The 13,944-nt window shown below is 64.9% G+C and carries 11 protein-coding genes and 1 pseudogene; 7 read left to right on the top strand and 5 right to left on the bottom strand.

Features of this window, described 5'->3' with window-relative positions:
- Window positions 1-50 precede the first annotated feature (50 nt).
- Window positions 51-1,145, top strand: coding sequence for a tRNA (uridine(54)-C5)-methyltransferase TrmA (gene trmA / locus BVH06_RS24120; RefSeq protein WP_075935726.1), 1,095 nt, complete (start codon window positions 51-53; stop codon window positions 1,143-1,145).
- A 200-nt stretch (window positions 1,146-1,345) separates the two neighbouring features.
- On the opposite strand, the gene BVH06_RS24115 is transcribed toward trmA, so the two are convergent.
- The 5 genes from BVH06_RS24115 to BVH06_RS24095 all read right to left on the bottom strand — a co-directional run bounded on the left by BVH06_RS24115 (window position 1,346) and on the right by BVH06_RS24095 (window position 7,522).
- Window positions 1,346-2,581, bottom strand: a complete 1,236-nt coding sequence (locus BVH06_RS24115; RefSeq protein WP_075935725.1) for a M20/M25/M40 family metallo-hydrolase — start codon at window positions 2,579-2,581, stop codon at window positions 1,346-1,348.
- 164 nt (window positions 2,582-2,745) lie between these two features.
- A complete protein-coding gene (gene argA, locus BVH06_RS24110) occupies window positions 2,746-4,044 on the bottom strand; it encodes an amino-acid N-acetyltransferase (RefSeq protein WP_075935724.1) in 1,299 nt (432 codons plus the stop codon).
- A gap of 118 nt (window positions 4,045-4,162) precedes the next feature.
- Window positions 4,163-5,311, bottom strand: a complete 1,149-nt coding sequence (gene argE, locus BVH06_RS24105; protein WP_075928667.1) for an acetylornithine deacetylase — start codon at window positions 5,309-5,311, stop codon at window positions 4,163-4,165.
- 226 nt (window positions 5,312-5,537) lie between these two features.
- Entirely contained in the window at window positions 5,538-6,803 is a 1,266-nt protein-coding gene (locus BVH06_RS24100; protein ID WP_075928666.1) for an inorganic phosphate transporter, read from the bottom strand.
- A gap of 38 nt (window positions 6,804-6,841) precedes the next feature.
- Complete coding sequence (locus BVH06_RS24095) at window positions 6,842-7,522, bottom strand: TIGR00153 family protein (RefSeq protein WP_075935723.1); 681 nt, start codon at window positions 7,520-7,522, stop codon at window positions 6,842-6,844.
- Between the two features lie 299 nt (window positions 7,523-7,821).
- On the opposite strand from BVH06_RS24095, the gene BVH06_RS24090 reads away from it, so the two are divergent.
- The 6 genes and pseudogenes from BVH06_RS24090 (at window position 7,822) to BVH06_RS24070 (ending at window position 13,912) form a co-directional block, all read left to right on the top strand.
- The gene (locus tag BVH06_RS24090; protein ID WP_075935722.1) at window positions 7,822-9,192 is read left to right on the top strand and encodes an inorganic triphosphatase; all 1,371 of its coding nucleotides are present in this window, start codon (window positions 7,822-7,824) and stop codon (window positions 9,190-9,192) included.
- A gap of 55 nt (window positions 9,193-9,247) precedes the next feature.
- Complete coding sequence (locus tag BVH06_RS24085) at window positions 9,248-9,979, top strand: DUF502 domain-containing protein (RefSeq protein WP_075928663.1); 732 nt, start codon at window positions 9,248-9,250, stop codon at window positions 9,977-9,979.
- Between the two features lie 100 nt (window positions 9,980-10,079).
- The gene (locus BVH06_RS24080) at window positions 10,080-11,864 is read left to right on the top strand and encodes a GspE/PulE family protein (protein ID WP_075935721.1); all 1,785 of its coding nucleotides are present in this window, start codon (window positions 10,080-10,082) and stop codon (window positions 11,862-11,864) included.
- Window positions 11,865-11,915: 51 nt separating this feature from the next.
- Window positions 11,916-12,668, top strand: a pseudogene (locus BVH06_RS26420) (HAMP domain-containing protein); the annotation flags it as partial.
- Complete coding sequence (locus BVH06_RS26415; protein ID WP_371915319.1) at window positions 12,660-13,523, top strand: methyl-accepting chemotaxis protein; 864 nt, start codon at window positions 12,660-12,662, stop codon at window positions 13,521-13,523. The pseudogene BVH06_RS26420 and the gene BVH06_RS26415, both read left to right, overlap by 9 nt.
- Before the next feature lie 86 nt (window positions 13,524-13,609).
- On the top strand, window positions 13,610-13,912 hold the full coding sequence (locus tag BVH06_RS24070; RefSeq protein WP_013789627.1) for a DUF2388 domain-containing protein: 303 nt from the start codon (window positions 13,610-13,612) through the stop codon (window positions 13,910-13,912).
- Window positions 13,913-13,944 lie beyond the last annotated feature (32 nt).

Below are 13,944 nucleotides of genomic sequence, written 5' to 3'. Positions count from 1 at the left end.
CAGCGGAATCGCTACAATAGCGCCCCGTTTTCCTGCCGCACGAGTGACCGATGAGCCGTCCCGCATTCGACCCCGCCGCCTACGACGCCCAACTCGCCGAGAAGAAGGCCCGCCTGGTCGAACTGCTCGCGCCGTTCGCCGCGCCTGAGCCCGAGGTGTTCGAGTCGCCGCGCGAGTACTACCGCCTGCGTACCGAATTCCGCCTGTGGCGCGAGGCCGGCAGCGAAAACCGTCACTACGCGATGTTCGAGGCCGGCGACAAACACAGCCCGATCTTTTTCGAAGACTTCCCTATCGCCAGCCTGCGCATCAACGAACTGATGCCGCGTCTCAAGGCCGCCTGGCAGGCCAGCCCGGCGCTGGGCTTCAAGCTGTTCCAGGTCGAGTTCCTGACTACCCTAACCGGCGATGCGCTGATTACCCTGTGCTACCACCGTCCGCTCGATGACGCCTGGGAAGCCGCCGCCACGCTGCTCGCCGAGGAGTTGCAGGTGAGCCTGGTCGGCCGCTCGAAGGGCAAGCGCATCGTGGTCGGCCGCCCTTACGTGGAAGAGGAGCTGCAGGTCGCCGGTCGCCGCTTCCGCTATCGCCAGCCGGAGGGCGCCTTCACCCAGCCCAATGGCGAGGTGTGCCAGAAGATGCTCGGTTGGGCCTACGACGTACTAGGCCAGCGCGACGACGACCTGCTGGAGCTGTATTGCGGTAACGGCAACTTCACCCTGCCGCTGGCCACTCGCGTGCGCAAGGTGCTGGCCACCGAGATCAGCAAGACCTCGGTCAACGCCGCCCTGGCCAACCTGGCCGACAACGAGATCGACAACGTCACCCTGGTGCGTCTGTCCGCCGAGGAGCTGACCGAAGCGCTCAATGATGTGCGCCCGTTCCGTCGCCTGGCCGATGTCGACCTGAAGAGTTACGACTTTGGCAGCGTATTCGTCGACCCGCCGCGCGCCGGCATGGACCCGGACACCTGCGAGCTGACCCGCCGCTTCGAGCGCATCCTGTACATTTCCTGCAACCCGGAAACCCTGGCGCAGAACATCGCCCAGTTGCACGACACCCACCGTATCGAGCGCTGTGCGCTGTTCGACCAGTTCCCCTATACCCATCACATGGAGTCGGGCGTGCTGCTGGTGCGCCGCTAGGCTCTGCAGGAAAAGTACCTGCGCTCGGTGTTGCTTCGTTAAAAATCGCGTCGGCCTGCTCATTTACAGCTCGTAAACTCGAACGCGAGCCCAGTCCGTGCCTCACCGATTTTTGCCTCGCCTGACCTTCGCTCGGAAACTTTTCGTACCGACCCTACGGCTCAAGATGCAGCGCGAGCCAGGCTCGCGCTGCCGCCACGCTACTGCGCCGATAGCTGGCGAATCAACGCCACCGTGAGGTAGAGCCGCGGCGCGATGCTCGACAGCTCGATGTACTCGTCATCGGCATGCAGGCCGGCGCCCACCACGCCCATGGTCTCCAGCACCGCCGGCTTGTCGCTGCCTGGGACGTAGGCGTAGCCGGCATCGGTGCCGAAGCGCATGGCGATCGGCTCGATGGTGCGATCGATCCTGGCGTAAAGCCCCTGGGCCTGTTTGGCCAGTCGCTCGGACGCGGCATTCCTGGCCAGCGGCGGGCGCCCCTTCTCGAGACGCACCGTGACCTCGGTATCGTCGATCAGCTTTTTCTGCACCAGGCGCTGCGCATCGGCCAGCACGCGGTCACTCTCGCTCAGGTCCGAGTAGCGCATGTCGGCCTCGGCCGAGGCACTTGAGGGAATGATGTTGCGCTTTTCACCGGCCTTGACCATCGTCCAGTTGACCGTGGTGCCCTTGGCCGGATCGCCTAGGTCCTTGAGCTGCAACATCTGGTGCGCCAGTTCCATGGCGGCGTTGCGCCCGGCCTCTGGCGCCGAGCCCGCATGGGAGGACTTGCCCTTGACCTCGAGCATCACGCCGTTGATGCCGTTGGTGGCGACGGTCACGGCGTCCTTGTCTGGCGGCTCGTACGAGAACACGTAGTCATGCTTACGGGCCAGTTCGGCGATGATGGTCTTCGAGCCGGCGGAGCCGGTTTCCTCGTCCGGGTTGAACAGCACGGTGAGCGTACCGAAGCCATCGAACTTGTCGTCCTGCAGGAGCTTCAGCGAGTGCAGGATCATCGCCACACCACCCTTGGCATCCGCCACACCGGGGCCATAGGCGCGCTCGCCCTCGACCTTGAACGGCCGTTTGGCGGCGGTGCCCGGCAGGAACACGGTGTCGTAGTGAACCATCAGCAGGAAGGATTTACTGCCGGTGCCCTTGAACGTACCGACGATGTTGTCGCCCGCAGACGGGCTGGCCGGGCTGGTCTTGACCTCGGCGCCGAGCGCCTCGAGTCGTTCGACCAGCAGGGCGCTGACGGTCTTAAGGCCCGGCTCCTGACCGGTGCCGGTATCGACGTTGACCAGCTGTTCGACGGTGGCCAGGTAAGGCTTCTGTTCGGCCTGGGCTTTCTTGAGTAGCGCCTCGGGCGCCAGGTCGGCAGCGAGGACGGAAAACGACAGGAACGAGAGCGCGAGTGCGGCGGTGATCGGTGAGCGTCGGATGGGCATGCGTAGTCCTTTATCGAGAGGGTGTCCTTGCAGCCTTGACCAAGATGGGCCGCCGCGCCACCCGATGGCATCGATCAACGTCACTGCGCCGCTGGATTGCCGCACTCGGCGCCACTCTGGATGGGGCCATCCCGGGTGGCGCCGCGCTCGAGGCTGGCTGAGGATCAGATGCTCTTCTCGAAGATCTTCGAATTGCGCTGGAAGTTGTACAGCGAGGCACGCGCCGCCGGCAGACGGTCGACGCTGCTGGGCTCGAAGCCGCGCTCGCGGAACCAGTGGGCGGTGCGCGTGGTGAGCACGAACAGGGTATTGATGCCCTTGGCGCGGGCGCGTTCTTCGATGCGCTCGAGCAACTCGTCACCACGGCCGCCATGGCGATATTCCGGATTGACCGCCAGGCACGCCAGTTCGCCAGAAGTCGAATCGGCGATCGGGTAGAGCGCCGCACAGGCGATGATCATGCCGTCGCGCTCGACGATGCTGAACTGGCCGATCTCGCGCTCCAGCACTTCCCGCGAACGGCGCACCAGGATGCCTTGCTCCTCCAACGGCGTAATCAAGTCGATCAGCCCGCCGACATCGTTGATATCGGCTTCGCGCAGCGACTCGAACTGTTCGGGGTCGACCAGGGTGCCGCCACCGTCGCGGGTGAACAGTTCGGTGAGCAGCGAACCGTCGCCGGTGTAGCTGACGATATGGCTGCGCTTGACGCCACCGCGACACGCCTGGGCAGCGGCATCCAGCAGCTCGCCCTGGTAATCGTTGCCCAGGCGCTGCACGTGGGCCGGCACCTGCTGCGGGCGCAGCTCGCGAATCAGCTTGCCATCCTCGTCGAGCAGGCCCTGCTGGCTGCTGAACAGGATCAGCTTGTCGGCGGCAAGGTCGGTGGCCGCGCGCATGGCCACGTCTTCGCAGGCCAGGTTGAAGATCTCGCCGGTGGGCGAATAACCGAGCGGCGAGAGCAGCACGATATTGCGCTCGTCGAGCTGGCGGTTGATGCCCTTGCGGTCGATGCGCCGTACTTCGCCGGTGTGGTGGTAGTCGACGCCATCGAGCACGCCGATCGGCCGTGCGGTGACGTAATTACCGCTACTGACCCGCAGCCGCGAGCCCTGCATCGGCGAGGCGGCGATATCCATCGACAGCCGCGCCTCGATGGCGATGCGCAGCTGGCCGACGGCGTCGATCACGCACTCCAGGGTGGCGCTGTCGGTCACCCGCAGGCCGCGGTGGTAGACCGGCGTTTGCCCGCGACTTTCCAGGCGCGCCTCGATCTGCGGGCGCGAGCCGTGTACCAGCACCAGGCGCACGCCGAGGCTGTGCAGGAGCACCAGGTCGTGGACGATATTGCCGAAATTCGGATGGGCCACGCCCTCGCCCGGCAGCATGACCACGAAGGTGCAATCCCGGTGGGCGTTGATGTAAGGCGAGGCGTGGCGAAGCCAGTTAACGTAGTCGTACATGTGCAGCGAAACCCTTGGGAGAACGAAAGAAGCAACGATGGGTGCAAGGCAGCTGGCCTCGCAGGCAGAGGCGGTGCGTTATCGTCGTCGCAATGGCATCAGCGAAATGCTCCTCATGTCAGCGCGGGCTCAGGCAGTAATGCTGAATCAGTTGACGCAGCAGCTGCACCGTGGGGATCAGGCGGTCGGTGTCCAGGTACTCGCCCGGCTGGTGAGCGCAGTCGATGTCACCAGGGCCGAGCACCAGGGTTTCGCAGCCCAGCTGCTGCAAATACGGCGCTTCGGTGCCGAAGGCCACCGCCTGGGCGGTATGCCCGGTCAGCCGTTCGGCCAGGCGCACCAGTTCGGCGTCGGCGGGCTGTTCGTAGGGCGGCACGGCGGGAAACAGCGGCGCGAAGTCGATGCTCACTTCGTGGCGCTCGGCCAGCGGCTGCAGCTTCTGGCGAATCGCTGCACGCAGCGCTTCGGGCTGCATGCCCGGCAACGGGCGCAGGTCGAACTCCAGGGAGCATTGGCCACAGATGCGGTTGGGGTTGTCGCCGCCATGGATGCAACCGAAGTTGAGGGTCGGCTGCGGCACGCTGAACTGCGGGTTGCGGTACTCCTGCTGCCACTGACGGCGCAGTTGCATCAGCTCGCCCATCACCTCGTGCATGGCATCCAGAGCGCTGCGGCCCAGGGCCGGATTGGAGGAGTGGCCGCTTTGCCCGAGGATGTCGATACGCTCCATCATCACGCCCTTGTGCAGGCGAATCGGCTTGAGCCCGGTGGGCTCGCCGATCACCGCGGCGCGCCCCAACGGCCGCCCGGCCTCGGCCAGCGCCCGGGCTCCGGACATCGAGCTTTCCTCGTCGCAGGTGGCGAGGATGATCAGCGGTTGCTTGAACGGCTGGTCGAGCAGCGTCTGCACCGCCTCGATGATCAGCGCGAAGAACCCCTTCATGTCGCACACGCCCAGGCCGACCCAGCGATCACCGGTGTCGGTGAGTTTGAGCGGGTCGCTCTGCCACAGGGCCTCGTCGAACGGCACGGTGTCGCTGTGCCCAGCCAGCACCAGGCCGCCAGGGCCGCTGCCGTAGGTGGCGATCAGGTTGAACTTGCCCGGCTCGACCTGCTGTTTTTCACAGGCGAAACCCAGCTCGCCCAGCCAGTTGGCCAGGAGGTCGATGACCGGCTGGTTGGATTGATCCAGGGCGGGCTGGGTGCAACTGACCGATGGCACGGCGATCAGCGCCGCGAAGCGATCCTTGAGGGGGAGAAATGACATGGCGGCTCTCTCGGGTCGGTCGCCTCATCATAGAGTGAAGCGTTGCCCGCGAGAACCGCCAATAGAGAATCGCTGTTTTTCAGGGCCGACAATCGGGTAGGAGCGGCTTTAGCCACGAGCTTTTCATCGGGTTACAAAAAGCTCGGGGCTAAAGCGGATCGCCGCCCCGGCCCCTCCTACCAGAGGCCTCTGCTCATCGACGGCCGCGCAGCAGACCGTCAGACGGTCACAGGAAGATCAGCATGAAGATTTCGAGATAAATGATCGCCAGCGCTGCGCCAATTGGCAGGGTCACCACCCAGGAGGTGAAGATCCGCCCGACCACCGCCAGGTTGAGCGCGCCGATGCCCCGCGCCATGCCGATGCCCAGTACCGCACCGACCAGCGTATGGGTGGTAGAGATCGGCAGGCCGATGCCAGAAGCGGCGACCACGGTGGCTGCGGTGGCCAGCTCGGCGGCGAAACCGCGACTCGGGGTCAGCTCGGTGATTTTCTTGCCAATGGTGGCGATCACTTTCCAGCCGTAGGTGGCCAGGCCGATGACGATACCCACGGCGCCCATCAGCAGCACCCAGCCGGGCACCGAAGACTGCCCGCCGATGGTCATGTCGCCACCGGCTTCGATCACCCCGACCACCGCGGCCAGCGGGCCAACGGCGTTGGAGACGTCACTGGCGCCGTGGGCGAAGGCCATGGAACAGGCAGTGAAGATCATCAGTACGGCGAAGACTTTCTCGACACTGGCGAAGTGGAAGTCCTTGTCGGCTTCCTCGTCCAGCTTGATGCGGCGCAGCAGCAGGATGCCCAGGCCAGCGACCAGCAGGCCGACACCGGCCGACAGCATGATGCTCTGGCCAGTGGTGAAGTTCAGGCCGACGTGCTTGAGGCCCTTGGTGAAGGTCATCAGCGCCAGCATGAAGCCGGTCAGGAACATGTAAACCGGCACCCAGCGCTTGGCGTTACGGAATGGGTCTTCGGTGTCGAAGATCAGCCATTGCACGCTCATGAACAGACCGAAGGCCAGCAGACCGGAAATGAACGGGGTCACCACCCAGCTCGAGACGATCGGCACCAGGCCGCCCCAGTTCACCGCATCGACCGACACGCTGACCGACGCGAAGCCGATGATCGCACCGACGATCGAGTGCGTGGTCGACACCGGCCAGCCGCGGATCGAGGCGATCAGCAGCCAGGTACCGGCCGACAGCAACGAGGCCATCATGCCCAGCACGAACATGTCGGCGGGAATCACCGAGGCATCGACGATGCCGTTCTTGATGGTTTCGGTAACCTGGCCACCGGCCAGATAGGCACCGCAGAATTCGAAGACCATGGCGATCAGGATCGCCTGCTTGATGGTCAGCGCCTTGGCACCGACCGAAGTGCCCATGGCATTGGAAACATCGTTGGCACCAACGCCCCACGCCATGAACAAACCAAAGCAGCAGGCCATCACGAGGAGTACGAAACCGTAGTCCGCGACAAGAGACATAGAGAATTACCTGTAAACCCAGAAAGGATGCTGGCGGCTCAGCGCGCCAGCAGTTGTTCCAGTCGGTTGCCCACGCGCTCGGCGCGATCGGCAATGTCTCCGACCCAGTCGATGATCCGATAGAGGAACATCACATCGACTGCGGGAAGATCCTTTTCCAGTTTGAACAAGGTGCGGCGCACCTCGATCTGCTGGCGGTCGGTTTCGCGCTCGATTTCCTCGAGTTCTTCGACCATACGCTCGACCAGGGTGGCCTCACGACCGGCGAAACCGGCCTCGAGCAGCGAATCCAGCTCCTTCATCGCCTTGAGTGCCTGGGCACTGGCGTCCACGCACCGCTGCACGTAAGCCAGCATCAGCGGCTGTAGGTCGGTAGGGATGGTCATGGAACGGCCCAGCATCAACCCGGCGATATCCTTGGCCCGGTTGGCGACCTTGTCCTGGGTGCTCAGCAGTTCAAGCAGATCGGAACGTGGCACCGGCAGGAACAGGCTCTTGGGCAGGTGCATACGCACGTTCTTCTTGAGCTTGTCGGCCTCGTTCTCCAGACGCACCATGGCCTGTTGAACCTGCTCGACACGCGCCCAGTCTTCGGCCATCACCGCCTCGAAGAATGGCACCAGATTGGAGGCGCATTCGTGAGCCTTGGCGATATGCTGTTGCATCGGCCCGATCGGTGAGCGGCCGAACAGGCTGCTGATGAACGGATTGCTTGGCATGGGGGTGACCCCTGTCTGTCAAAGAGGCGGCAAGTATACGGATGACATCCGGGCCAAGCCAGCGCGTGTCATCTATTGGTCATAAAGTTGTATTTCGTCACTCATTTCCCACGAAAAGACGATTAACTTCGAGGAAAATAGCGACATGAATATTTCAATCATCTTACACGCAAGCGTTCGCGACACTCGCCGACCTGCATCCGCCGCGCTTTTCCTCTACCCTGTACGGCCTAACGTGCGAAGCAACGCCTCGCACCGTGCAACCCCCGCCGCCGTCGCCGCTTCACCGAGCCCTCGCAATGAATAAAGAAACCGAAATCAAACTGCGCGCCAGCCGCGAAACCCTGGCCGCCCTGCAAACCCATCCCCTGCTGAAGAAGCGTAGCAAGGCCGGCTGGGAGACGAGCGAGCTGTTCAACCAGTATTTCGACACCGACGCCCGCGACCTCGCCGCCGCCCGCGTTGCCCTGCGCCTGCGCAAGGATGGCGAGCAGATCATCCAGACCCTCAAGAGCCGTGGCCAGAGCGTGGCCGGGCTGTCCGAGCGCAACGAGTGGGACTGGTACCTGAGCAAGGCCAAACTGGACCTCAAGAAGCTCGATGACAGCTGCTGGCCGGCTGCTCTGGCCGAGCTCGACAAGAAGCAGCTCAAGCCGATCTTCACCACCGACTTCGTGCGCCAGCGCACCGAGATCGCCTGGGGCCGCGGCAAGGCACGGGTGGTCATCGAGGCGGCGCTGGACCTGGGCAAGGTGATCGCCGGCAAGCAGCAGGAAGAAATCTGCGAGCTGGAACTGGAGCTGCGCCAGGGCGAACCCGAGGCGCTGCTGGAGCTGGCCGCCGAGTTGGCCGCCGACCTACCGCTGATGCCCTGCGACATCAGCAAGGCCGAGCGCGGTTACCGGCTGTTCGACGAAGCCAGCTACAGCCTGCAACTGCCCACGCCACAACTCGAGGCCGAACAGAGCCTGGATGACGCCGTGGCCGCCATCGGCTGGTTCCTGCTCGGCAGCAGCCAGCGCCTGGCCGAACAATACCGCCACAACGGCCACTGGCGCCTGCTGGTCGACTGGCTGAACTGCCTGGTGGAGCTGCGCGCCCTGTTCGGCAGCCTCGGCCAGGCCGCACCGCGGGCCAGTACCAGCGAACTGCGCCAGGTGCTCGACGCTCTGCTCGAAGACTGGCGCCCACGGGTGCAGGCCGGCCAGCAGGATGAAGCCGCGCGCCAGGAGGCGCCTGCCCAGTTCGCCGCCGAACTGCAGCAGACCCGCTGGGGGTTGTTCTCGCTAAATACCTCGCGCTGGCTGCTGACCCGCGCCTGGACCAGCGCCCGCAACAAGCGCGGCGACCGCCAGGGTGCGGCCGCGCTGCAAAGCTGGCTGCCGACCTTCTTCACCGAAGAAGGCCGCGACCTGCAACTCAAACGCTACCAGCAGCAGCCCGAGGATCTCGCCGAACAGCTGCCGCGCATCGAGCGCCTGCTGCTCTGGCTGCACCTGGCCCGCGGCACGCTCGACATCGCCGAGACCGACCGCCTGTTCGGCGAACTCAACAAACTGGCTGAACTGGCCAAGCACCCGATCAGTCAAGAGGAACTGGAGGCGCGTATGACCCAGGCGCAGATCATCATGAGCCTCAAGCCCTGGAAAGCGCTGCTCAAGCACGGCTGATGACCCCGGCAGGTGGCTCGCCCACCTGCCCCGCTCGACGACAGGACGCCCATCGATGTTCAAACTCAGCCTGAAATCCATCGCCGCCACCTGGCTGACCGGCTTGCTGGCACTGCTGCCGCTGGCTCTGACCATGGTGGTACTGGCGTGGCTGGTCAGCCTGCTCAACAACCTGATCGGCCCATCCACGGCCATCGGCCGGCTGTTCGCCGCGCTCGGCACGCCGTTCGCCAGCAATCCGTACCTGGCCTATGTGCTCGGCACTCTGTTGTTGCTGATCAGCCTCTATCCCCTGGGCCTGGCGGTGAAGCTGGGCCTGCGCCGCCCACTCGGCTGGCTGATCGACGTGACCCTGCGGCGCACGCCGCTGATCGGCAACTTCTACAATTTGGCCGACCGTTTCGTCGGCCTGCTCGACAAGAAGAACACCGACATCACCAGCATGCGCCCGGTATGGTGCTTCTTTGGCGGCGGCGATGGCGTGGCGGTGCTGGCCTTGCAGCCGACCTCGGAAACCGTGGAACTGGAAGGCCGCCCGCACCTCGCGATCCTGGTGCCTACCGCACCGATCCCGGTCGGTGGCGGCCTGCTCTACGTGCCGGCGGAATGGGTGAAGCCGGCCAACATGGGCGTCGATGCGCTGACCAGTATCTATGTGTCCATGGGGCTGACACCGCCACCCGCCCTGCCGCCGCAGAGCCTGGAAGATGGCCGCGAAGCGGAGTTGCCGGCAGCACCGGAACCGCTGCCACCCACAGGCGAAGGGCCGCCCAAGGCGCAGCCCTGATCCGCGAACCATGAACCGGCGCTTAGTCGGCGACGGCGCAATCAGGCATGCTGACGACCTCTACAGGATGCCAACCCGACAGCCGTAACCAGGAGCCCGCATGTCCAGCCTCTCGCCTGCCGCCGCCGACCGCCAGTTGGACCTCAACGAGCTGTTGCGTGAGCTGGTCGGCCAGGGCCGCATCGCCCAGGAAAGCGCCGAGCAGTGTTTGGCGATCCGCCGCAGCGGCACCAATAACGACCTGCACCCGTTGGAGTTCCTGGCCGCCCAGCAGCTGCAGGATCTGGCACGACCTGGCCGCATTCTGGATCTGGAAAGCCTGACCCAGTGGCTGGCACAGCTGGCCGGCCAGCCCTACCTGCGCATCGACCCGCTGAAGATCGACGCCGCGGCGGTCACCCCGCTGATGTCCTACGCCTTCGCCCAGCGCCACAAGATCCTCGCCGTGGCGGTCAGCGCCGAGGCGGTGACCATCGCCAGCGCCCAGCCGTTCATGCACGGCTGGGAAGCCAACCTCACCCACGTGCTCAAACGCCCGATCAAGCGCGTGGTGGCCAACCCGGCGGACATCCAGCGCTTCACCGTTGAGTTCTACCGCCTGGCCCGCTCGGTCAGCGGCGCCACCAACACCGATGCCAAGATCAGCAACGTCGGCAACTTCGAGCAACTGCTCAACCTCGGCGCCCAGGACCAGGAACCGGACGCCAACGACGCCCACGTTGTGAACATCGTCGACTGGCTGTTCCAGTACGCCTTCCAGCAGCGCGCCAGTGACATCCACATCGAGCCGCGCCGTGAACAGGGCAGCGTACGTTTTCGCATCGATGGCGTGCTGCACACCGTTTACCAGTTCCCTGCCCAGGTCACCATGGCCATCGTCAGCCGCCTGAAGACCCTGGGCCGCATGAACGTCGCCGAAAAGCGCAAACCCCAGGACGGTCGGGTGAAGACCAAGACGCCAGCCGGCAACGAGGTGGAGCTGCGCCTTTCGACCCTGCCCACCGCCTTTGGCGAGAAGATGGTGATGCGTATCTTCGACCCCGATGTGCTGTTGCGCGGCTTCGATCAGCTGGGCTTCAGCCCTGACGATCTCAAGCGCTGGGAAAGCATGACCCGCCAACCCAACGGCATCATTCTGGTCACCGGCCCCACCGGCTCGGGCAAGACCACCACGCTGTACACCACCCTCAAGCAGTTGGCCACCGAGGAAGTGAACGTGTGCACCATCGAAGACCCCATCGAGATGATCGAGGGCGCCTTCAACCAGATGCAGGTGCAGCACAACATCGACCTGACCTTCGCCAGTGGCGTGCGCGCCCTGATGCGCCAGGACCCGGACATCATCATGGTCGGCGAAATCCGCGACCTGGAAACCGCCGAAATGGCCATCCAGGCGGCGCTGACCGGTCACCTGGTGCTTTCCACCCTGCACACCAACGACGCCCCGAGCGCCATCACCCGCCTGCTCGAACTGGGCGTGCCGCATTACCTGCTCAAGGCGACCTTGCTGGGCGTCATGGCCCAGCGCCTGGTGCGCACCCTGTGCCCGCACTGCAAGGCACCGGTGGAGTTCGACGAAGCGGACTGGCAAGAGCTCACCCGCCCCTGGAACGCCCCGCTGCCGAGCGGCGCGCACCGCGCCGTGGGCTGTGCCGAATGCCGGGAAACCGGCTACCGGGGCCGCGCCGGGGTGTACGAGATCATGTTGCTGAACGACAGCCTGAAACCGCTGATCAGCGCCGATACCGACCTCACGCCGCTACGCCGCCAGGCCTTCAAGGATGGCATGCGCAGCCTGCGCCTTTCTGGTGCGCAAAAAATCGCTGCCGGGCAGACCACGATCGAAGAAGTATTGCGCGTGACACCGCAAAGCGAGCAGCGCTAATCTGCGCGAACGCGGGCTCGGGAGCAGCTCGCAAATGCCAGGAGCGGCGCCATGAATATCCGCCAGAAGATGCTCGCCTGTGGGGCCGTCAGTATCGTTGCCACGCTTCTGGTCGGAGGCATCGGCCTCTGGGGCCAGGCGCAGCTGGGCGACGCCCTGGCCGCCAATGAGATCAACGCCAACGCCCTGCGCCACCACATGGATGGCGACATGATGCACGACGCTCTGCGCGCCGACGTACTCGGCGCCTTTCTCACCGCCCCTGGTGACGCCACCGCCGCCGCTCAGGTACGCGACGATCTCAAGGAGCACAGCGAGCGCTTCCGCCAGGCCATGGCGCAGAACGCGGCATTGCCGCTGGCCACGGACATTCGTCAGGCCATCGATGGCGTTGGCCCGGTGCTGGAGGCCTATATCCAGGCAGCGACCCGTATCGTCGAACAGGCCCTTGCCGACCCGGTGGCGGCGCGCGCGCTGATGGCCGACTTCTCGCGCAGCTTCGGTGAACTGGAAGTGCGCAACGAAGCGATCAGCGAGCAGATCGAGGCCGCCGTCGCCCAGACCCGCGCGCAAACCGAGGCCACGGTGCAGCAGGCGTCCTGGTGGCAATGGGGCAGCCTGGGCCTGGCCTGCGTGCTGATCCTGGCGATCACCCGGCAACTGCTGAACTCGGTGCTGCGGCCCCTGGCGAAGATCATCAACGCCGCGCGCAGCATGGCTCAGGGCAACCTGCGCTCGCCAATCAGTGTCGACAGCCGTGACGAAGCCGGCCAGTTGCAACAGAGCCTCGCCGACATGCAGGCCAGCCTGCGGCAGATGATCGAGACCATCCGTACCGAAAGCGAGGAGCTGCGTCGCGCCTCCCAGCACCTGAGCCAGACCTCCGGCGAGGTGGCGCGTGGCGCCAGCGAGCAGGCCGAAGGCGCCACCAGCATGGCGGCGGCCATGGAGCAGATGATCGGCAACATCGCTCAGATCGCCGAACACACGCGCAGCGCCCGTGACATTTCCGAGCAGTCCGAACAGCTGACCACCACTGGCGGGCAGGTGATCGTCGGCGTGGTCGATGGCATGAACCACATCGCCGATGCGGTCAATCGGTCCTCGCAGACGGTCACCGTGCTGGGCCAGTCATCCGAGGAAATCGACTCGATCATTCAGGTGATTCGCGGTATCGCCGAGCAGACCAACCTGCTGGCGCTCAACGCCGCCATCGAGGCCGCGCGCGCTGGGGAGGCCGGCCGCGGCTTCGCCGTCGTGGCCGACGAGGTCCGCGGGCTGGCGGCGCGTACCGCGCAATCCACCCAGGAAATCACCGGCATGATTCAGCGCATTCGCGAATCCACCGCCCAGGCGGTGAAAAGCATGGATGCCGGGGTCAGCCGGGTGAGCGACGGCGTCGGCATGGCCCAGCAGGCCAATGCCTCGATCACCGAGATTCGCCAGGGTGTGCAGCGCTCGGCGCAGATGGTCGACGAGATCGCCCACACCATCACCGAGCAATCCAAGGCCAGCAACGAAGTCGCTGAGCGGGTGGAAATGATCAGCGAGGTGGCCCAGCGCAACAACAGGGCCATGCAGGACCTGGCGCACATGCTGGTGCAGATGGACAACTCCGCCCAGGCCATGCAGGCCTCGGTCCGGCGCTTCGAGCTCTAGTGCCCGGCGACAGCTCTGTAAGACGGTGGAACCAGTAGCGCGTGGCCCGACTCTCAAGCAGAGGAAACCCACAAGGAGTCATTGCCATGCGCCGTTCTAGTTCGCTGTTGATCGCCGGCCTGTTTCTGGCCGCCGCCACCCAAGCCCATGCCGTCAACCTGCGTGACGTGCTGTCGTCGGGTGCGACCACCGCGTCGACCTACCTGACGTTCAAGGACAACAAGATGATCGTCCCAGCCCAGGACGATGCCAGCAGCTACATCGCCAGCAACGGCGAAATCCGCGGCCCGTACCTGGAAGCGGCGCTGCAGAAGATCCGCACCGACAACCCGGATCTGCAAGCCAGCGACATGGAGCTGGCCACCGCGATTCTCACTGCCCAGCAGTGATCGAGCGCTTCACTGCCCCGCAGTGACGAAAA

Origin of the sequence: Pseudomonas sp. PA27(2017) (genome assembly GCF_001945445.1) — a bacterium.
In the GTDB taxonomy this organism is placed as follows: Bacteria; Pseudomonadota; Gammaproteobacteria; order Pseudomonadales; family Pseudomonadaceae; genus Aquipseudomonas.
Note: the sequence above shows the minus strand (reverse complement) of the source record. Positions and strands in the feature narration are given on the sequence as shown.